Here is a 20,418-nt window from a genome sequence, read left to right on the forward strand (position 1 = left end):
GGCCGGGCAGCCGAGAGTTGGCGGCTGTCGATACTGTGGGCAGCCGGGACTCGCTGCGCCGGTCGGGAGCGGTAGGTGACAGAGGAAACGTACTGGGAGGACGAGAGCGCCCCCGTGTTCTTCCTCAGCTACGCCCGCACGAAGAACCGGGTGGCGGCGCCGCCGCGCGACACCAACCAGAAGGTCTTCCAACTTTTCGTCGACCTCTCCGACCACGTCGTGGAGTTGCTCGGCCTCGGCCCCGGCCGGACGGCGGGCTTCATGGACCGGATGCTCGACGGCGGGCAGGTGTGGACGGAGGACCTCGCCTTCGCCGCCGGCCACTGCCAGGTCTTCATCCCGTTGATCTCGCCGCAGTACCTGAACAGCGCCTGGTGCGCGCGGGAGTGGGACGCCTTCACCCGGCGGCGGATGCTGACCCGCCCGGGCGCCGATCCGTCTGCGGGGGAGACGCCGGTGATCCCGGTCAACTGGTCGGTGGTGGACCGTCGACGCCTGCCGGAGGTCGTGTCGCGGCGGCAGATGTTCACCCCCACCCGGCTACCCTCGGACATCGCCCCGCAGTACCACGACGAGGGCATCTACGGCCTGCTGAGCCTCGGCAAGAACGGCAAGGACGCCTACGACGCGGTGGTCTGGCGGCTGGCACAGCGGATCGCGCGGGCGTACCAGACGCACTGGGTGCGGGCGCAGGTCCCGGGCGACGTGCGGCAGTTGCGCGACACGTTCGAGGAGGTCGGGCATGACGTGGTCTGACCTCCCGCAGTCCCGCGCCGTCCCCCGCCGGGAAACCTACTTCTTCCTCAGCTACGCCCACTCGGTGCCGCTGTCGGCCGCACCCCGGCCGGACACCGACTACTGGGTCAGCCGGTTCTTCCAGGACCTGGCCGCGGCCGTCCGGCGCGGCGCCACGAGGACCGGTGACCTCGACGCCGGTTTCTTCGACGGTCTGGTCAACCCCGGGGCGGATCTGCGGCAGACGCTCACCGAGGCGCTCAGCCTCACGCACGTCTTCGTGCCCCTGCACTCGCCCAACTACTTCCGCAACGCCTGGGCCCTGGGCGAGCGCGAGTCGTTCCGCAGCCGACTCACCCGGCTGGGCCCGGCGCGTGCCGACCGGCACCTCCTGCCGGTGCTGTGGCTGCCGCTGCCGTCCTGGGGCGACCGGCCGGAGACCACGCAGGCCCTCGACCTGGTCGCCGACGCCGACGACCGCGCCGACTACGCCGAGAACGGCCTGCGCGCGCTCTGCAAGCTCAGCGCCTACCGGCGGCAGTACGAGCGGGTCCTCACCGCGCTGGCGGAGCGGATCGTCACGGTGACGGAGACCCAGCCGCTGCCGCGCTCCCGGGCGGCGACGCTGGCCAGCCATCCGGTCACCGACAGCGGCGGCCCGGCGCTGGTGGTCACCACCCTCACCGACCACGCGCGGTGGCGGCCCTACGCGGGGCAGCACGAGCTGGCGGTGGCCGACTACGTGGCCGCGACCGCCGAGCGGCTCGGCCTGCCGACCCGGGTCGTCGACCTGGCGCAGGCCCGGGCCCTGGCTCCGGGGAGCCCCACCGTCGTGCTGGTGGACGCCGCCACCGGCGCCGCCGCGGCCCGGTCGGCGCTGGCGGGCCTGCCCCGGTGGGTGGTCCCGCTGGTGATCGCCGCCGAGCACGAGCGTGGCGAGCCGGTCCCGGAGTCGATCGCAGGTACGTTGCAGGACGCCGGTTTCCCCCGGGTGCTGCCGGCACGCGCGATCGACGAGTTCGAGCGCTGCGCGCCGCTGCTGGTGACCGAGGCCCGCAAGCAGTTCCTCCGGCACGGCCCGGTCGACCCGCCGGACGGGCCGGCCACCCCGAAGCCGAGCCTGCGGCCGGGCCGGCCGACCGGGGCACCGCCAGGAAGCAGCCCGACGCCGCCCGTGCGGCCGTTCGACGTCACGCGAGGGAAGGACGAACGATGACGCCATCGCGCGAAGGCCAGGTCGTCACCTTCTACTCCTACAAGGGCGGCACGGGCCGCACCATGGCGCTGGCCAACACCGCGTGGATCCTCGCCGCGAACGGCCAGCGGGTGCTCGTCGCCGACTGGGACCTGGAGTCCCCCGGCCTGCACCGGTTCTACGCCCCGTTCCTCGACCCGGAACAGGTCGCCACCACCGGCGGCGTGATGGACCTGATCCTCGACTACGAGTGGGAGAACGCCCGCCGGCGCAAGGAGGACGGCGCCGAGAGCACCCGCCCCGGCGACTGGCACCGCGAGTACGCCCGGGTCCACCGGTACGCGTTCTCGGTGGGGTGGGAGTTCCCCGGCGGCGGCAGCCTCGACCTGCTCCTGGCCGGGCGGCACAACCCCGACTACGCCACCAGCGTGACCGGCCTGAACTGGGACAACTTCTACAACCGGCTGGGCGGCGCGCAGTTCTTCGACGCGCTGCGCGAGGACATGAAGCGGCACTACGACTACGCGCTCATCGACAGCCGCACCGGCATCAGCGACGTCGCCGAGATCTGCACGATCCACCTGCCGGACGTCCTCGTCGACTGCTTCACCCTCAGCGACCAGGGGATCGACGGCGCCGCGGCGGTGGCCGCCCGGGTCCGCGACTACGAGGGGCGGCGGGCGCGGCGGGTGCTGCCCGTGCCGATGCGGGTCGACGACGGGGAGAAGGGCAAGCGGGACGCCGGCCGGGCGCTGGCCATGCAGCGGTTCGCCGGCCTGCCCGGTGGCATGACGGACACCGAGCGGCAGCACTACTGGCTCACCGTCGAGGTGCCCTACCGGGCGTACTACGCGTACGAGGAGACGTTGGCGACCTTCGGCGACGAGCCGGGTGGCCGCACCACCCTGCTGAGCGCGTACGAGACGCTGACCAGCCACATCACGAACGGCAGGATCACCGGGCTGCCCCGGATGGACGACCAGTTGCGCCGGCAGACGGTGCAGCGCTTCGAGCGCAAGCCGGCGGTCGTGGACGAGCTGGTCGTGCTGCGCCACGTGCCGGAGGACCACGTCTGGGCGGAGTGGGCGCAGTCGGTGTTGAACTCGGCGGACCTGCGGGTGGTGACCGCCCCGCTCGACGATCCGGCGCCGGTGCCGTCGGGCACGGCGTTCCGCGAGCTCCGCCTGGTCTCCCGGTCCTACCAGGCGGCCCGACGCGCCCTCGGCGTGCCCGAGAGCGACCGCGGCGCGCCGGCCTGGCTGGCTGTGTACGTCGACGACACCCCGCCCGTCCCGGACGTCCCGATCGGCAGTTGGACGGCCGTGCACGACCTCACGGCCGAGGAGGCCGCCGCGCACCTGCTGAAGCTGGTCGGGCGGACGGTGGGCACGGCCGGTCTGCGTCCCGCCCGCTTCCCCGGGGTACGCGCCGCGGTGTTCAACGCGCCGGCCCGCAACGCCCGCTTCACCGGGCGCGAGGAGCTGCTGCGCCGGCTCCGGGAGGAGCTGAAGGCGGCCGGCGGCGGCGGTACCCCGGTCGCGCTGCGGGGCGGCCCGGGCCTCGGCAAGACGCAGCTCGCCATCGAGTACGCCCACCGGTTCCGGGGCGCGTACGACATCATCTGGTGGGTCGCCGCCGACCCGCCGCAGTTCGTCGACGTGCGCATGGTGGAGCTCAGCGAGGAGCTGGGCCTGCCGACCCAGACGACGATGCCGGAGACCAACCGCGCCCTGCGGCAGCGGCTGAGCCAGACCGAGCGCCGCGCGGACGGCACCGCGCCGCCGCACTGGCTGCTGATCTTCGACAACGCCGACCAGTACGAGCACGTCCGGCCCTACCTCCCGCAGGGCAACGGCCACGTGCTGGTCACCACCCGCAACCCGGACTGGGGCGATCTGGCGCGGGCGGTGGACGTGGACGCGTTCGAGCGGGCGGAGAGCGTGGCGCACCTGCGCGCCCGGCTGGGCGAGCACCTGATGAGCGTCGCCGAGGCCGAGCAGGTCGCCGACGCCGTGGAGAACGTGCCGATCTTCGTCGCCACGGTCGGGGCGTGGCTGGCCGACACCCGGACGCCGGTCGACGAGTACCTTGCCGGGCTCCGCCGCACCGGCCTGGAGACCGAGGTCTGGGACCTCCCGCTGCAACGGCTGAAGGAGGGCTCGCCGGGGGCGTACCGTCTCCTGCAGCTCGCGTCGGTGCTCGCCCCCGAGATCTCCCTCGACCTGCTCTACGGCGACCAGGTCGCCCGGGTCATCGCCCCCCACGACCCGGTGGTGGCTGCCCGGGTCGCCGACCGGGTGTCCGAACGCGACATCGCGGCGGCACTGGTGCAGCGGATGAACAAGCTCGCGCTGATCAAGCTCGACCCGCACGCGCACCGGGTGCAGGTGCACCGGCTGTTGCAGGCCGCGCTGCGCGCCCGGATGTCCGACGACGAGCTGGTCGCGGCCAAGCACGAGGTGCACCAGATCCTCGCCGGATCCCGCCCGCCCGGCGAGGTGGAGGACCCGGCGAACCAGCAGCGGTTCCGCATCCTCTGGCCCCACCTCGACGGCTCCGACGCCATCTCCTGCGAGGACGACGACGTCCGGCAGCTCGTCATCGACCGGGTCCGCTACATCTACGTCAACGGCGGCTACGAGCAGGGCGAGCGGTACGCGCGGGAGACCGACGCCGTCTGGTCGGCGCTGCTGGCGGAGCTGCCGCCGGACGGGCCGGAGCACCGCAAGCTGCGCGTCCAACTGCTGCACCTGCGGTTCAACCTGGCCAACCTGCTGCGCCGCCTCGGGCGGTTCGAGGAGGCCCACGGGCTGGACGAGGACACCCTGCGCCAGCAGGAGGAGCTGATCGGCGACAGCCACCCGTACACGCTGATGACCGCGGGTGGCTTCGGCGCCGACCTGCGTACGCTGGGCCGCTACCGGGAGGCACTGGAGCGTGACCTGCGGACGTACGCCGCGTCGGTCGAGGTCTTCGGCGAGGACCACCGGCGGACGCTGACCGCGGCGAACAACCTGGCCGCCTCCTACCGGCTGATGGGCATGTTCGACCGGGCCCTCGACGGTGACCAGGCCACCAACCGCCGGCTGCGGGTCGTCCTCGGTCCGGAGCACCCGAACACCCTGGCGTCGGCCAACAACCTCGCCCGCGACCTGCGGGAGACCGGCGACTACGAGGGTTCCGTGGCGCTGCTGCGCGAGGTGGTGACCGGCTACCGCAACCTCTTCGGCGACCACTCCCGCGACGTGCTCACCGCCCAGGCCAACCTGGCCGTGTCGCTGCGCAGCACCGGGGAGATCGACGAGGCGGCCCACCTGCTCGACGAGACCTACCAGCGGCTGCTGGCCACCCTCGGGCCGGCCAGCCCGGACACCCTGTTCAGCTGGCTCAGCCGGACGGCGAACCTGATGCTGCAGGGCCACAGCGCCCAGGCGCTGGCGGAGCTGGGCGAGGTGGAGCAGATGTTCGTCCGGGTGTTCGGGCCCGAGCACCCGTACTCCCTGGTCTGCCGGGTCAACCTGGGCGTGGCCCTGTGGGACGCCGGCGACACGGACGCCAGCCGGTCGCTCACCGATGCCGCGGCGGCGGCGCTGCTCGCCACGCTCGGCGACCGGCATCCGTTCGCCATGGCCGCGTCCAACAACGTGGCGGTCTTCACCATCCTCGCCGGCGACCCGGAGGAGGGGCGCGAGCGGCTGCGGGCCGTGGTCGAGCGGCTGGCCGAGGTGCTCGGGCCCGAGCATCCCGACACGCTGCGCAGCCGGGGCAACCTGGAGACCGCCAACCAGGCGGCCTCCGGCGGGCGGGTGAGCATCGGCCGGATGCGGATCGCCGACCGGCTCGCCAACCGGATCGGGCAGCACCACCCCAGCGTCGTGCTGCTGCGGGACGGGCGGTACGTGCGCCGGGTCCTCGACCCGCACCCCTACTGACCGGGCCGCGCCCCGATCAGCAGGTCGCCGCTCAGCGCCGCGGCGGGGTCGGTGAGCCAGCGCAGGATGCGCGGCAGTTCCTCGACCGCGTCGAAGTGCGCCGCCCCGGGCCGGATCTCCATCTCGGCGCCGGGTATCTGCGCGGCCAGCCAACGGCCGTGGCTGACCGGGGCGAAGTTGTCGTCGGCGCCGTGCCACAGCCGGACGGGTGTCACGGTGGTGTCGATCGCCTTGAGGTCGAACGCCCAGTTGCGGCGGAAGGCCAGCACGTCGTCGATCCACCCGTACGGGCCCGCGCGGAGGGCCTCCTCGTAGGTGTCCGTGATCAACCGGCGCAGCGCGGGGTCGTTGACCGCCCGACGGTCCGCCGCGCTCATCTCCGTCCGCAGATCCGCCAGCAGGAGCCGGGGATCCGCGGCGGCCCGCTCGGCGCGCTGGCGGATCTCCTCCACCACCGCGGCGGTGTCGGGGGTGCCCACCCCGAACCCTCGGACGTTGCCGGTGTTCATGCCCCCGACCCAGTCCAGCTCCATCGCGTTCCACGGGGCGAGGCTGACCAGCACCGCCACCCGGGTCACCCGGCCGCGCAGCTCGGCGTCCGCCGCGCAGGCGAGGGCGTGCGGGCCGCCCCCGGAACGGCCGACCACGGCGAACTGCTCCACGCCGAGGTGGTCGGCGATCGCCTCGACGTCGCGGGCGGCGTCGGCGACGTCCCGGCCCTCGCGCCGGTCGGAGTCGCCGTAGCCGGGGCGGTCGTAGGCGATCAGCCGGACGCCCATGCGGTAGAGCACGATGCTGCGGGGCTTCGGGCCACGGCGGCTGCCGGGTGTGCCGTGGAGCAGGAAGACGGGGAATCCGTCGGGCGCGCCGGTCACCTCGTACGCCACGCGTCTGCTGTCCTCGCGTGTGGCGAAGTCGGCCCCTGGCTCGCCGTCTCGGGTCACACCATCCTGCCCTTCGGTGCCGCAACCAGCCAATACTCGTAACCCGGCATCGAGTGAAGGCGATGTCTGGCGGCCCCACTCAGCAAATGAGCCTAATGGTCGGCCCGGTCGCGCCGCTATGGCGAGGTTCAACAACCGGCCGGATCTGTCGGAAACGACACCTACCGGCCCACCTCGGCTGGAACTTCCGGCTGGCCGTCGGCAGAGGCCCGGCGGCGTGGACTCACCCCTGCGACGGCTGCGCCGAGGGCAGGACGGCGGACGGGCGCCAGCCGGCCCGGTGCAGCGCCACGCACAGACCGCGCAGCGAGGCGGCCGTCGGGTCCGGGTCGAAGCCGCACCCCCAGACCGCCCGACCGTCCACCCGGCACCGCACGTACGCCAGCGTGCCGGGCTCCTCGTCGAGGGTGAACGCCTGCTCGACGTGGTCGAGGACGACCGGTGCGGGGCCGGACTGGGCGAGGGCCCGCGCGATGCTCGGCAGCAACCCGTGGCCGGCGTCGCCGCCGACGACGAGCGGCCCGCCGCACACGGCGAGCTCCACCTTGACCGCGCCCGGCCCCGGCGCGCCCGCCGACAGCTCGCACGACACGAGTTGCACGTCGAGGGCGGCCGGCAGGAACTCGGCGCGGAAGACCGCCCAGAGTTCCTCCGCGGTCACCTCTCTGCCCTCGTCGTCGGACACCGCCTGACTCAGCCCGGACACCTCGATCTGGAGGCTGCGCGGCAGGGTCAGCCCGTGGCAGGACCGCAGCAGGTATTCCACGCCGCCCTTGCCGGACTGGCTGTTCAACCTGATGATCGCCTCGTACGAGCGCCCGATGTCCTTGGGATCGATGGGCAGGTACGGCACGTCCCACCGGTGTTGCGACAACGCCACGCCCCGGCCCGCCGCGTCCTCGGACAACGCCCGCAGGCCCTTGCTGATGGCGTCCTGGTGGGACCCGGAGAACGAGGTGTGGACGAGGTCGCCGGCGTACGGGTAGCGCTCCGGCACCCGCATCCCCGTGCACTGCTCGACCTCGTGCCGGACGGCGTCGATGTCGGACAGGTCGATCTGCGGGTCGACGCCCTGGCTCATCAGGTTGAGGCCGAGCACCACCAGGCAGACGTTGCCGGTGCGCTCGCCGTTGCCGAACAGGCAGCCCTCGATCCGCTGGCCGCCGGCCAGCAGGCCCAGCTCGGCGGCGGCGACCCCGGTCCCGCGGTCGTTGTGCGGGTGCAGCGACAGGCAGACGTGCTCCCGCCGGGGCAGGTTGCGGCTCATCCACTCCACCTGGTCGGCGAAGACGTGCGGCCCGGCGCACTCGACGGTCGCCGGCAGGTTGATGATGATCTCCCGGTCGTCCGCCGGGTCCCAGACGTCCGTGACCCGCGCGCAGACGTCCAGCGCGAAGTCCAGCTCGGTCTGTGAGAAGGACTCGGGAGAATACTCGAACCCGATCCGGCCGGGGTGCGCGTCGGCGAGTTCCCGGCACAGGCGTGCGTGGTCGACCGCCAGTCGCAGCACGCCCCCGCGGTCCGCCCGGAAGACGACCCGACGCTGCGTCGGCGACGTCGAGTTGTACAGGTGCACGATGGCCTGCGGCGCGCCGGCGAGCGCGTCGAACGTGCGCCGGATCAGCTCCTCGCGCGCCGGCACGATCGCCTGGATGAGGACGTCGTCCGGGATCTCGCCGTTCTCGATGATCCTGCGGGTGAACTCGAACTCGGTCCGGCTGGCGGCCGGGAACCCGACCTCGATCTCCTTGTAGCCCATGGCGACGAGGAGCCGGAACAACCGGAGCTTGCGGTCGACATCCATCGGGTGCGGCAGCGCCTGGTTGCCGTCCCGCAGGTCGGTCGACAACCAGCGCGGTGCCGTGGTGATCCGCCTCGCCGGCCAGGACCGGTCGGCCAGATCCACGGCGGGCGCGGGCGCGTACCGCCGGTACGGCAGCCGGCTCGCCCGCTGCCTCACCTGTCCTACCGGAAAAGTCGCCTTTGCCATGGAGCCTCCCCCGTCCTAGCGAAAAGGTCTTCGGATCAGCGAAAAGGGGTCAGTCGAAGATCGGCCCCTGGGTGCGGGAGCGCTTCAGCTCGGAGAAGCCGGGCGTACCGGCGATCAGGACCAGCCCGTCCCAGAGGCGGCCGGCGGCCTCGCCGCGCGGGGCGGGCGACACCACCGGACCGAAGAACGCGACGCGCCCGGCCGGCCCGTCCACCTCGATGACCGGGGTTCCCGCGTCGGGCCCCACCCGGCTGACCGCCTCCTCGTGCGACTGGCGGATCCGCCCGTCGAACTCGGTGCTCTCCATCGCCGCCGCCAGCGCGGGGTCGAGGCCGGCGGCCCGCAGCGCGTCGCCCACCGTCTCCGGCAGCACGTCCAGGCGATGGCGCAGGCCCCGGTCGTGGAACCGCACGCCCAGCGCCGCGTACAGCAGCGGCACGGCCTCGCCGTCGTAGCGCTGCTCGGCGGCGGCCAGCACCCGGAGCGGCTTGATCATCTGCCGGACCGTGTCCCACTGCTCCGGCGTCAGGTCCTGGTTCTCGTAGAGGATCGCCTGGCTCATCAGGTCCCAGCAGGGCTCGATCCCGCGGACCTGCTGCACCTGCACCAGCCACTGCGACGAGATCCACGCCCAGGGGCAGAGCGGGTCGAACCAGAAGCCCACCTTCATGCCGATCCTCCTCCTGCGGTGCCGGTCCCACGGATCGTGCGCAGCGCGCCGGGCAGGCAGGCGAGGACGCCGACGAGGACCGCCGCCACCGGCAGCACCATGCCCAGCCGCAACGCCTCCGCATACCGGTCCACCGGCGCGGCGCCGTCCGCCCACGCCGACAACCGCTGCGCCAGCAGCAGGCCCACCAGCGTGACCGCCGCGACCGGCCCGAGCTGGCGGACGGTGTTCAGCAGGCCCGACGCGGCACCGGCCAGGGCCGGCTGCACCTCGCGCATCGCCACCGCGGCCATCGGCGCGATCAGCAGCCCGTTGCCCAGCCCGATCACCACCATCGGGCCGAGGAAGGTCAGCCAGGCCGCGTCGAGCCGCATCACCCCGGCGGCCCAGCCCATGCCGGCGACGGTGAACAGCAACCCGCCGAGCAGGACCACCCGGCCGTCGAGCCGGTCGGTGATCTTCCCGGCGAACGGCGCGAGCAGGGTGGAGATCAGCGCCGGGGGTGCCAGCGCCAGGCCCGCGGCCAGGGCGGAGAAGCCCAGCACCGACTGGAAGAACAGGGTCATCAGCAGCATGAAGCCGATGATCCCGAAGGAGACCGCCGCGGCCACGACGACCATCGTCGAGTACGAGCGGATGCCGAGGAGCACGAACGGCACCAGGGGCTCCCGGTCCTGGCGACCGCGCTCGTGCCAGACGAACGCCAGCCCGAGGACGACCGCCGCCGCGATCATGACCAGCGTCCACGGTGCCCAGTCGAACCGCTCCCCCTCCATGAGCGGGAAGGCCAGGCAGAACAGGGCGGCGGAGGCCAGCACGATGCCGCCGACGTCGAGCCGGTGCCGGCGGTCGAAGCGCAGGTCCGGCACGGCGACGAGGGCCAGGACCACCGCCGCGACCCCGATCGGCACGTTGACCAGGAAGATCCACCGCCAGTCGAGGGTGGTGACCAGCAGGCCGCCGACGGACGGGCCCGCGACGGCCGCCACGCCGCCGACCGCACCCCAGATGCCCATGGCCAGGCCCCGCCGGGTGGGCGGGAACAGGCTCACGATCATGGCCATCGTCTGCGGCAGCAGGAGCGCCGCGCCGAGGCCCTGCACGGCCCGGGCCGCGATCAGCTGGCCCGGGCTCTGGGCCAGCCCGCAGAGCAGGCTGAACACCGTGAAGACGGCGATGCCCACGACGAACAGCCGACGCGGACCGAAGAGGTCACCGAGCCGGCCGGCGGTGATCAGCAGTACGGCCACCACCAGCACGTACGCGTTGACCGACCACAACACCGTCGGCAGCGAGGCGCCGAAGTCCGCGCGGATGTCGGGGATGGCGATGTTGACGATGGACACGTCGAGCATCGTCAGGAAGAACCCGAGGGCCAGCACCACGAGACTGACCCACGGATTCTCCCGCCATCCCCCACGGGCGGCGGCCTCCTGCTGCAGGGCTTCGGACGTCACTCACTGCCTCCAGATTGCGGGCGGCACCTTGTTGGTGCGCTCGACGCGACTCACCTTGTCGACCCGGCGGGCGGTGATCGCCCCCGGAACCTGCCGGTGCACCGCTGCCAGGTGGTAGAACTGGGCGGTCAGGTGAGCCAGTACGTCCTCGGCGTCGGCGCCCCCGGAATACTCCAGCGTCAGCGCGGTGGCGGCCCTCGGCGACTCGGTGTCGCGGGTCAGGACGAGCTGGGCCTCCTCGACGCCGGGCAGGGTGCGCGCGGACGACACCACCTCACCGACGCTGAACAGGGCACTGCGCAGGCTCACCGCGTCGTCCGCCCGTCCCAGGACCCGCAGGCCGTCGGGACGGCCGCATCGGCACTCGGCGGACGCCAGCCGGTCACCGAGACGGTAACGCACCGCCGGCATCGTCCAGCCCGTGCCACGCCGGGTCAGCAGCGCGCCCTCCTCCTCCAACTCGAGCATCTGGTCGGGCATGACGTGCAGGGTCTGCAGGTCGCACGCGGGGGTGTTGGTGGCGATGATGTACGTCTCCACCGAGCCGTAGTTGGCCCAGTACTCCGCCTCCGGGAACGCCTTCTGGACGACCCGGTGCTTGGCGTCGGTCCACGGCTCGGCCAGCCAGATGATGGTGCGGATCGGCAGCGTCTCGTTCGCCGCGATCAGGCCCTCGGCGAAGTCGGCGAGCGCGCTCGGGGTGCCGGTGAGCGCGTCGAGGCCGATCTCCCGGAACATCGGGACCCAGTTGCCCACGTCCTCGGGCGCGTAGGCGCCAGACGGCAGCACCGTGCAGCGCGACCGCTCGGCGAGGGCGTGGATGTAGTAGTGCGACGCCCACAGCCGGCCCGGGTTGAAGAGGTTGAGCAGCACGTTGTCGGGCCGCAGCGGCCGCCACTCCCGCAGCACCCGATCCACCGCCTGGTGGTACGGCACGTAGGTGAGCTTCGGCTTGCCGGTTGTGCCGCCGCTGGACATCAGCGCGCTGCCCGTCTCCCGGGCCAGCTCCCGGGTCACCGCCACGATCTCCGCCGGGCCGCTCACCGCCAGGTCGGACAGGGCGGCGGCGTCCGGCGGCACCGGTGCGCCGCCGCGCCCGTCCAGGCCGCGCGCCTGGGCCAGCACGTCCGCCCAGGGCAGGTTCCCGATCGTCGCGGTCATGCCGCGTCTCCCTCGCGGGCGATCCACGCGGCGTGCGCCGCGACGTACGCGCGGAACCGCGACTCGATCACCGGTCGCTGGATCTTGGCGATCTCCTCGGTGGTGGCGTACCCGACCGCGCCGTCCGGTTCCACCTCGGACAGCCAGAACTGGTTGCCGTTCCAGAGGAAGTCGGCCGCGAAGTACGGCATCTGGAGCTTCTCGGCGATGTAGTCGATCGAGCTCTCCAGTTCCTCCGGCAGCGGCGGGTACTCCAGCCGTCCCCCGTTGACCAGGTTCGCGGTCAGCGATTCCCCCTGCGGGATCCGGCGCAGCACGGTGTGTGCCTTGCCGTCGATGACGTACACCCGGAAGTCGTTGACACCGGTGCCGAGATAGGGCTGGACGACCACGGCCGTGTCGGCGCCGCCGGCGAGGCCGATCAGCCCGCGCAGCTCGTGCTCGTTGTTGGCGAGGCAGACGCCCTGGCCCATGCCCCAGTACGCGGGCTTGACCAGCATGGGGAAGTCGAGCTTCTCCAGCACCGGCTCGTAGTGCCGGCTGATCGAGTCGCGGCCGGTGCCGATGCGCACGGTGGGCACCCGCGGGACGGGGCAGTCCCGCAGGTAGAGCATCGTGGCCATCTTGTCCGTCGTGATGTACGACATGCGCGGATGAATGGGCAGGTAGAAGCCCGCCTGCTCGACGATCGAGTACGCGAACAGCTGGTTGCAGACCTCCTGCACCTGGTGCGGCAGCGACCACAGCGAGGTGACCAGGATGGTGTCCTCCGGGGTGATCCGCTCGCCGTCGAGGAACACCCGAGGCTCGTCGCCGACCGCCTCGACCGCCAGCGCCTCCGCCTTGTGCAGGGACATGGCGAGGCCGCAGTCCTTGGCGATCTCCGTGTAGGTCGTCCAGATGGCGGCTGCCTCCGCCGCCCGCTGGCGCACGGTGCCGCGGTCGGGGTAGATCCAGCAGAGCCGGCGGGCCAGCTGGGTGCGGGCGGGCGTCATGATTGCTTCTCCTCACTGGTCAGGAAACCGCGGACAGCGGCGCCGAACGCCTCGGGCTCCTCGAGGAAACACAGGTGGCCGGAGTGGTCGAGGAACTCCACGCGGGCGTCCGGCATGGCCTTGGCCAGCCAGTCGCCGACCTCCGGCGGGTAGACCGCGCTGCGGCGGCCGTGGACGAGCAGGGTGGGCAGCCGCAGGGCGCTCACCCGGTCCCGCCAGTCCTGTGTGAGCACGTCGGACAGCAGGCCGGCGACCGCGCCGGCGTCTGCGCCACGGGCCTGCCGGACGAGGTCCGCGACGAGCGCCGCGTCCGGGGCGGGGCCGTCGACGGCGAAGGAGCCGCGGACCAGGTTCTCGGCGAACGCCCCGCAGTCGCCGCGCACGTCGCCGAGCAGCGCCGTGGCCCCGGCCCGGTCGAGAGAGCCGAACGCCGCGTACGGCCAGCCGTCGTCGGCGAGCAGCCACGGCGTCTGCTCCACGCTGATCAACCGGCGGACCCGCCGGGTGCCGAACGTCTCCAGGTAGGTCCAGGCGACGGTCGCGCCCAGTGACCAGCCCAGCAGCGTCACGTCGTCGGAGCCGAGGCCATCGACGACCTCGTGCAGCGCGGCGGCGCAGTCGGGCAGGGTGGGCGGCTGCGCCGGGGCGGGCGCGTCGCCGTGCCCCGGCAGGTCGACGGTCACCACCCGGTGGTCGCGGCCGAGGTCCGCCACGGTGGTGTCGAAGAAGTGTCGGCTGGCGGCGAGGCCCGGGACGAGGACGAGGGTCGGCCCGGCGCCGTGGATCTCGGCGCGCATCATCGGCTCACCAGGGCGAACTGGCGACGCAGGGCCGGCTTGTCGATCTTGCCGACCGGCGTGTGCGGGATCTCGTCCACGAGGCGCACCGTCGCCGCCAGCCGGTGCCCGTCCAGGACGGCGGTGACCTGCCGGACGGCGTCCTCGGCGTCGACGCCGTGGCCGGGGCGGACCGCGACGAGCACCCGGTCGGTCAGCTCACCCGGATCGAGCGGCAGGCTCACCACCTGCGTGCCGGGACTGGCCGCGCGACACTCGGCGTCCAGCACGGGGGCCAGCACCGGTCCGCCCGGCGTGGACAGCACCTCCGAGACCCGGCCGATGATCCGGAACGCGCCGTCGCCGATCTCCTGCGCCACGTCGCCCGTCCAGAACTCCCCGTCCCGGAACGTGCGCGCGTTCGCCGCGTCGGCGAAGAGGTAACCCTCGCTGGTGCAGTCGGAACGCAGCACCAGCTCGCCGATGCCCGCGTGCCCGTCCACCAGCGGCGCGAGCCGGGCGCCGACGCCGCGTACGGGCGGCATGGCCCCGCTCGTCTGCAACTCGTCGGCCATGTTGCCGAGGGCGAGGCCGAACTCGGTCGAACCGTAGATCTGCCGGATGTGGACGCCCAGCGTGTCCGCGGCGGCGCGCACCACGTCCGGGCTGAGGTAGGCGCCGCCGCAGAGTGGGCGACGCAACCTCGACAGGTCCACCTGTGCGTCGGCGCCGGCCCGCACGAGCATCTCGTAGTGCGCGGGCAGCGCGCTCATCACCGTCGCCCGCTCCCGCTGCAACCGGTCGAGGTACGCCTGCGGCGAGTCGTCCGGATCGGCCAGCACCAGCCGGGCGCCGCTGAGCAGGGCGGCAAAGACGTGCAGGTCGGTGGCGTGCGCGACGTCCAACGGGTGCCGGCAGTAGAAGACGTCGTCGGCCACGATGCCGGTGTCGGCGAGCCAGCGCCGCCGCTCGGCGACGAACTTGTCCTGCCGCCACACCATCATCTTCGGAAAGCCGGTGGAGCCGGAGGTCCACAGCTGGCGGAACAGGCCGGCGTACGGCTCGTCGGGCGCCGGCGGCGCGTCGACGTCGAGGTCGTCCAGCGACACGACCGGCACCGTCCCCGGGGCGACGTGGTGCTCCCGTCCGGCGACCAGGAGCACCGGTCGTGCCTGCCCGACGGCCTGTTCCGTGTCTGCGGCGGTGAAGTTGCGCATCAGCGGCACGTACCGGGCGCCGACCCGGGCGACGGCCATGATCAGCGCGACGTAGCGGACGCTGTTGGGCAGGGCGAAGGCGACCGTGTCGCCGGCCCGGACCCCCCTGGCGTACAACCCGGCGGCGAGCCGCTCGCCGAGCGCGACCAGCTCCCGGTAGCGGATCTGGCTGCCGTCGACGTCGACGACGGCCACGTGGTCCGGGCGGCGCGCCGCGACGTCGGCCACCGCCTGGCAGAGCACCGCGGTCATGCCGCCACCCACGCCGCGTAGGTGCCGAAGCGCCAGTCCTTGGCCAGGCAGTCGACCTGCCCGAACCCGGCCTTGCGCAGCCACTCCAGCTGGTCCTCCAGCGTGGCGCAGATGTCGAGCTTCATCCGCTCGCGGCCGGCGGCCCACTCGTCGGGCGGGCACTCCGCGCGCTGCACGTGCGCCTCGTGCTGGAAGTCGTACATCGCCTCGACCTGCGGGTTGGGACCGGCCAGCTGCTCGACGTTGACGAAGACGCCCTGGGGGGTGAGCACCTCGCGGATGCGCTGGAAGAGGTCCTGCTTGTCCTCGTGGGTGAGGTGGTGGATCGCCAGGCCGGAGACGACCGCGTCGAAGGGGCCGGCCGGCAGCGGGTCCTTCATGTCGCACACCAGCACCGTGACGCGGGGGTTGCCGGCGAACCGCTCCCGCGCCTTGGCGAGCATCGCGTCCGAGTGGTCGACCAGGGTCAACTCGGCCTGCGGGAGCTGCTCCAGGACGGCGCCGCCGAGCAGTCCGGTGCCGGCGCCGAGGTCGAGGACGCGGGCCGTCTCCGGGACGGTCTCGACGACCGCGTGCACCGCGCTGGCGTAGATGAGGTCGAAGGAGGGGATGAGCTTGCGCCGCATCACGTCGAACGTGCCGGAGTTCCAGATCTCGGGTTTGCTGTCGGTCCTGGTCATCGCGTGGTCCCTTCGCTTCGTGAGCTGAACAGTTGGTCAAGGTCGGCCAGGTGGTGTCCGGCCGCCCTGTGTCCGGGTGCCTCGCCTGCCTCGTCGGTGTTCCGGTGAGACACGCCGCCGGGCTGTCGTCGGAGGGCCGGGCCGGGCCGGGTCAGCACCAGAGCTTTCCGCGCAGGTAGTACGGCTCGGCGTCGGGTTCGTCGGGCCGGGGCTCCTCCGCTGCGGCGATGTGCGCCGCGACGAGGGCGGCGACCTCGGCGACCCGACCGGGGCGCATGACCGAGTAGTGGGTCCCGTCGACCAGGTGCGGGTCGGCGGCACCCGGCAGGATCTCGTCGAGCGGTACCAGGCCGGGGAAGGCGTCCCGCCGGGTTTCCCGCGCCCGCAGCAGCAGGAGTCGCTCGTGCGGCGTGCCCGGCCGGTGTCCCTCCAGGATCTCGGAGTTGCGGCGGTAGACGCCGAACAGCCGGCCCAGGTCGTCGGCGTCGAGCGGCGCGGCGAGCAGACCGGCCCGGACCAGCGCGTCCTGCAGGGCGCACAGGGCCGCCGGCAGTTCGCCGGCGGGCACCTCCGCGGGCAGGTGGCCGCTGACGTCCTCGCCCTGCGCCAGGTCGGTGAAGAAGCCGGCGAGCCGCTGTCGGAGGCTCACGGCCGCGGCCTCCGGCCGGCCCGTGAACGAGTCGATCGCGGTGACCGAGCGGACCCGCCGCCCCTGCTCCGCCACCAGCCCGGCGACGCGCGCCGACACGGTGCCGCCCATCGACCAGCCGACGAGGTGCACGTTCGCGCCCTCCGGCAGCACGTCGCAGAGGGCGTCGCCGTACCGGCCGGCCAGCTCCGTCATGTCGACCGGCGGCTCCTCGCCGGGTTGCAGGCCGGCGGCCCGCAGCCCGTACACGGTGGCCCCGGCCGTGATCGCGTGCCGGTCGAGCGCCTCGACCAGCGGCTCGTAGCAGAGCACGTCGCCGCCCACCGGGTGGACCAGCACCAGGGTGCGGGCGTGGTCGCCGTCCTTGATGCGCACCAGCGGCGTACCGCCGTGCGGGTGCTGCTCGGCCCGCAGCAGGCCCGCCTGGTCGGCGACCGTGCGGCTGCGCATCAGCGACGCCAGGGGCAGGGTCCGGCCGAAGCTCGCCCTGATCCGGTGGAACAACCGGACCGCGAGCAGGGAGTTGCCGCCGAGGGCGAAGAAGTCGTCCGTGACCCCGCGTACGTCCGGACCGAGCAGTTCCTGCCACAGGCTGAGCAGCCGGGTCTCGTCCGCCGTGCGCGGCGCGACGACCGCCTGGTCCGTTCCGCGTACGACGGGACCGGCGGCGAGCCGCGCGACCAGTGCCTTGCGGTCGACCTTGCCGTTCGCCGTCAGCGGCACCGTGTCGACCACGGTGACGACGGCGGGCACCATGTACGAAGGCAGTTCGGCGGCGAGGTGCGCCCGCAGCGCGGCCGGGTCCGGAGCGGCGCAACCCGGTGCCGGGATGACGAACGCCGCCAGATACGACTCGCCCCGCCCGACGGCCACCACCGCGACCGCCTTGCGCACGTCGGGATGGTCGGACAGCCGGATCTCGATCTCGCCGAGCTCGATGCGGTGCCCGCCCACCTTCACCTGGTCGTCCTGGCGGCCCAGAAACTCCAGGATGCCGCCGGGCCAGTACCGCGCCCGGTCCCCGGTGCGGTACCGCCGCTCGCCGGTCACCGGGTCGGCGGAGAAGGACGCCCGGGTCAGCTCGGGTGCGTTCCGGTAGCCGTCGGCCACCCCGACCCCGCCGATGTAGAGGTCGCCGGGCACCCACGCCGGCGCGTCGGCGAGCTGCCGGTCCAGCACGTGCATGGTCTGGTTGGCCAGCGGATGGCCGTACGGGACGCTCGACCAGCCCGGCGTCAGGTCCTCCGTCCAGAAGTAGTTGGACCAGATGGACGCCTCGGTCGCCCCGCCGGCGGCCATCACCCGCGCCGTGGGGCACGCCTCCGCGATCCGGTCGAGCAGCGGCAGCGGCACCCAGTCGCCGCTGAGCATGACGAGCCGCAGCGCCCGGAGCATCTCCGGCGCCCGGCCGGCCAGGTATTCCAGCGTGACGGAGAACAGGGCGGGCACCGAGTTCCAGAGCGTGATGCCGTGCTGGCGGCACAGCTCCCCCCACCGCTCCGGGTCGGGCACGTCGCTGTGGTCGGGCACGACCACCGTGCCCCCGGCGCCCAGGACGGCGAAGATGTCGAAGACCGACAGGTCGAACGCGAGCGAGGACACCGCGAGCACCCGGTCGGCCGACGTCAGGGCCAGCCGCCGCGTCAGGTCCCGCAGGGTGTTGGTCGCCGCGCCGTGGGAGATCACCACGCCCTTCGGGGCGCCGGTGGAGCCGGAGGTGTAGATGACGTAGGCGGTGCGTCGCAGGTCGCCGCCCAGGCCGTCGGGGCCGGTGCCGCCGGGGCCGGTGCCGCCGTCCGTCGGCACCGCGACGACGGGCAGGTCGGGCAGCCCATCGAGCGGCGCGGCGTCGACGGCGACGACCGCGGTCGCGCCGCTCTGCCGCAGCACCTCGCCGACCCGCGCCTCGGGCCAGGTCGGACCGACCGGCAGGTACGCGCCGCCCGCCCGCAGGACGCCCAGCACGGCGACCGGCTGCTGCCACGACTTGGGCACCCGCACGGCGACCAGGTCGGTGCGCCCCGGATCCGCGCCCACACCCGCCTCCCGCAGCCGGACCGCCAGCGCCGCCGACAGGCGGTCGAGCTCGCCGTAGGTCAGGCTCCGCTCGGCGTCGACGACCGCGACGGCGTACGGCCGGCAGCGCATCTGGTCCAGGGCCGCCTCGTGCAGCTCGCCCGCCAGGCCGGGCGCCTCGGTGCGGTTCGCCCGCCGGCGGTCGGCGAGCTGCCGGTCGGGCAGCGGCTGCCGGCCCGTCCCGGTCCACGCGTCGGCGTTCGCGGCGAGCTGCCGCAACCGGTGCCGGTGGTATTCGGCGAGGTCGTCGACGAGGCCCGGCGGGTACGACGACCGGTCGTGGTCGAAGTTGCACACCAGCGCGCCGTCGAACTCGAAGACCTGGTGGTCGAGGAGGACCTCGGGGGTGGCGATGGCGCTGTGCGCCAGCGTGGCGGCCGGCAACGCGAGCCGGAAGCCGTCGGAGATGCCGGGCACCAGGTCGAGGCCGCTGCTGAACACCACCGGCACGGGGTTGCCGACACTGCCGTCGCGCCGATTGAGCTCCCGACCGACCGCGACCCCGGAGAACTCGCCCGCGTCGAGGTCGTCGTACAACTGCTTCTGCAGCGCCTGGCACTGATCGACGAAGGAGCCGGGCACGTCGTCGTACGTCACCAGCAGTGTGCTGGCGGCGTTGCCCCACATCCGTTCCCGGCCCGGCGCGCCGGTCACCCGGTCCGAGGACAGCACCGACACCGTGCCGGGCTGACCACCGGACCAGCGCAGCAGACACTCGACGTAGAGGGCGAAGAGCGCCAGGCCGGCCGAGACCCCCTGCTCGGCGGCGTGGTGTCGGAACCGCTTCCAGTCGTCCACGTCGAGTTGGTGCGCGACGCGGTGCAGCGGCACGTCCCGGTCGCGCTCGGCGGCCTGCGTGTCCAGGGCGCGCGGCAGATCGGGGGCGGGCGGCAGGCTGTCCAGTCGGGACCGCCAGTACCGCTCGGCCGTCCGGCGGGCTGGCAGCGACCTGCGGCGTTCCTGCTCGACGAGGTAATCCGCGAAACTCTCCGCCTCCGGCGCGGGCCGATGGGAGGGATCGGCGTAACAACGGGCCAGCTCGGCGAAGAACAACTGGATCGTGGCTCCGTCGAACACCGTCAGTCGTAGCGCGACCTGCAGATGGGTCCCGCCGTCGGGCAGTCGGACGAATCGGAAAAGGAAGGGTCGACCCGCATCGTGCGGCGGTATGTCCGACACTATTTCGCGGCGCAGTCGCTCCAGTTTTTCGGGCATCTCGTCGATGCGGCAGGCCGACAGATCCCGCACGTCCACGAGCAATTCCGGCCGGTCGTCCACTGTTGGGGCGAAATGCTGCGTGGCCTCCGGCATCACGCGCGTACGGAGCACGGGACGCACCTGTCGCAGCCGGGCGAGGGCATCGGCGAAACGCTCCGGGTCGGGCGGCGTGGCGGCGGGGAACGCGTACTCCTGGATGTAGAGAGCCGGCGAGGCATGGCCCGCCACCCCCTGCTCACCGATGAGATACGCCTGCTGGAGGTCGGTGAGCGGCAGGTGGGTCGGGCCGCCGGCGAGCGTGCCGCCCGGTGCGGACCCGCCCGTGGACCCGTCCTCGCCGAGCAGCGCAACGAGTTCGGCGATGCATGCCTTGATTACCGCTCTTGATTGTTCGTCGAGCGATGGTGGATTTGACTGCCCATTCCGAGTGCTTGACAAAAAAGCCGCTTCCCCCCGTGGGAACACAGGCAT

Annotated in this window: 13 protein-coding genes; 3 read left to right on the forward strand and 10 right to left on the reverse strand. The window is 73.0% G+C overall.

The features are described 5' to 3' along the window. The first annotated feature begins 75 nt into the window (after positions 1–75). Genes ACGFZ2_RS29825 through fxsT form a run of 3 tightly spaced genes read left to right on the forward strand, consistent with a single transcriptional unit; the run spans position 76 to position 5,862 of the window. Positions 76–756: a TIR-like protein FxsC gene (locus tag ACGFZ2_RS29825; protein WP_393259267.1), complete on the forward strand. Its 681-nt coding sequence runs from the start codon at positions 76–78 to the stop codon at positions 754–756. Then, complete coding sequence (locus tag ACGFZ2_RS29830) at positions 743–1,951, forward strand: TIR-like protein FxsC (RefSeq protein ID WP_393459300.1); 1,209 nt, start codon at positions 743–745, stop codon at positions 1,949–1,951. Before ACGFZ2_RS29825 ends, ACGFZ2_RS29830 begins: the two co-directional genes overlap by 14 nt. Then, complete coding sequence (fxsT, locus tag ACGFZ2_RS29835; RefSeq protein ID WP_393459303.1) at positions 1,948–5,862, forward strand: FxSxx-COOH system tetratricopeptide repeat protein; 3,915 nt, start codon at positions 1,948–1,950, stop codon at positions 5,860–5,862. Before ACGFZ2_RS29830 ends, fxsT begins: the two co-directional genes overlap by 4 nt. On the opposite strand, the gene ACGFZ2_RS29840 is transcribed toward fxsT, so the two are convergent. The 10 genes from ACGFZ2_RS29840 to ACGFZ2_RS29885 form a co-directional block, all read right to left on the reverse strand. Then, positions 5,856–6,806, reverse strand: coding sequence for an alpha/beta fold hydrolase (locus tag ACGFZ2_RS29840; RefSeq protein ID WP_393259271.1), 951 nt, complete (start codon positions 6,804–6,806; stop codon positions 5,856–5,858). The genes fxsT and ACGFZ2_RS29840 overlap by 7 nt on opposite strands. Before the next feature lie 223 nt (positions 6,807–7,029). Beyond that, on the reverse strand, positions 7,030–8,796 hold the full coding sequence (locus ACGFZ2_RS29845; protein ID WP_393459306.1) for a 2-isopropylmalate synthase: 1,767 nt from the start codon (positions 8,794–8,796) through the stop codon (positions 7,030–7,032). A 49-nt stretch (positions 8,797–8,845) separates the two neighbouring features. Beyond that, positions 8,846–9,466 (reverse strand): disulfide bond formation protein DsbA, encoded by a 621-nt coding sequence (locus ACGFZ2_RS29850; RefSeq protein WP_393459309.1) that lies wholly within the window; start codon positions 9,464–9,466, stop codon positions 8,846–8,848. Continuing rightward, complete coding sequence (locus tag ACGFZ2_RS29855) at positions 9,463–10,923, reverse strand: MFS transporter (protein ID WP_393259276.1); 1,461 nt, start codon at positions 10,921–10,923, stop codon at positions 9,463–9,465. Before ACGFZ2_RS29855 ends, ACGFZ2_RS29850 begins: the two co-directional genes overlap by 4 nt. Beyond that, on the reverse strand, positions 10,924–12,084 hold the full coding sequence (locus ACGFZ2_RS29860; protein WP_393259278.1) for an AMP-binding protein: 1,161 nt from the start codon (positions 12,082–12,084) through the stop codon (positions 10,924–10,926). It abuts the gene before it with no gap. After that, positions 12,081–13,079: a RimK family alpha-L-glutamate ligase gene (locus tag ACGFZ2_RS29865; RefSeq protein ID WP_393459312.1), complete on the reverse strand. Its 999-nt coding sequence runs from the start codon at positions 13,077–13,079 to the stop codon at positions 12,081–12,083. Before ACGFZ2_RS29865 ends, ACGFZ2_RS29860 begins: the two co-directional genes overlap by 4 nt. Then, positions 13,076–13,876: an alpha/beta fold hydrolase gene (locus ACGFZ2_RS29870; protein WP_393459315.1), complete on the reverse strand. Its 801-nt coding sequence runs from the start codon at positions 13,874–13,876 to the stop codon at positions 13,076–13,078. Before ACGFZ2_RS29870 ends, ACGFZ2_RS29865 begins: the two co-directional genes overlap by 4 nt. Next, a complete protein-coding gene (locus ACGFZ2_RS29875) occupies positions 13,876–15,324 on the reverse strand; it encodes a class I adenylate-forming enzyme family protein (RefSeq protein WP_393459318.1) in 1,449 nt (482 codons plus the stop codon). The genes ACGFZ2_RS29870 and ACGFZ2_RS29875 overlap by 1 nt, the downstream gene beginning before the upstream one ends. After that, positions 15,321–16,004, reverse strand: a complete 684-nt coding sequence (locus ACGFZ2_RS29880; protein ID WP_357702258.1) for a class I SAM-dependent methyltransferase — start codon at positions 16,002–16,004, stop codon at positions 15,321–15,323. Before ACGFZ2_RS29880 ends, ACGFZ2_RS29875 begins: the two co-directional genes overlap by 4 nt. 151 nt (positions 16,005–16,155) lie before the next feature. Next, positions 16,156–20,385, reverse strand: coding sequence for an amino acid adenylation domain-containing protein (locus ACGFZ2_RS29885; protein ID WP_393459321.1), 4,230 nt, complete (start codon positions 20,383–20,385; stop codon positions 16,156–16,158). Between the last annotated feature and the right edge of the window lie 33 nt (positions 20,386–20,418).

It is taken from the genome of Micromonospora sp. NPDC048063, assembly GCF_043202855.1.
Taxonomy (GTDB): domain Bacteria; phylum Actinomycetota; class Actinomycetes; order Mycobacteriales; family Micromonosporaceae; genus Micromonospora.

Bases quoted from the DNA above. Each gene is read 5' to 3' on its own strand.
- ACGFZ2_RS29830 (WP_393459300.1), top strand. From the start codon at position 743: ATGACGTGGTCTGACCTCCCGCAGTCCCGCGCCGTCCCCCGCCGGGAA.
- fxsT (WP_393459303.1), top strand. From the start codon at position 1,948: ATGACGCCATCGCGCGAAGGCCAGGTCGTCACCTTCTACTCCTACAAG.
- ACGFZ2_RS29845 (WP_393459306.1), bottom strand. From the start codon at position 8,796: ATGGCAAAGGCGACTTTTCCGGTAGGACAGGTGAGGCAGCGGGCGAGC.
- ACGFZ2_RS29850 (WP_393459309.1), bottom strand. From the start codon at position 9,466: ATGAAGGTGGGCTTCTGGTTCGACCCGCTCTGCCCCTGGGCGTGGATC.
- ACGFZ2_RS29860 (WP_393259278.1), bottom strand. From the start codon at position 12,084: ATGACCGCGACGATCGGGAACCTGCCCTGGGCGGACGTGCTGGCCCAG.
- ACGFZ2_RS29865 (WP_393459312.1), bottom strand. From the start codon at position 13,079: ATGACGCCCGCCCGCACCCAGCTGGCCCGCCGGCTCTGCTGGATCTAC.
- ACGFZ2_RS29870 (WP_393459315.1), bottom strand. From the start codon at position 13,876: ATGCGCGCCGAGATCCACGGCGCCGGGCCGACCCTCGTCCTCGTCCCG.
- ACGFZ2_RS29875 (WP_393459318.1), bottom strand. From the start codon at position 15,324: ATGACCGCGGTGCTCTGCCAGGCGGTGGCCGACGTCGCGGCGCGCCGC.
- ACGFZ2_RS29880 (WP_357702258.1), bottom strand. From the start codon at position 16,004: ATGACCAGGACCGACAGCAAACCCGAGATCTGGAACTCCGGCACGTTC.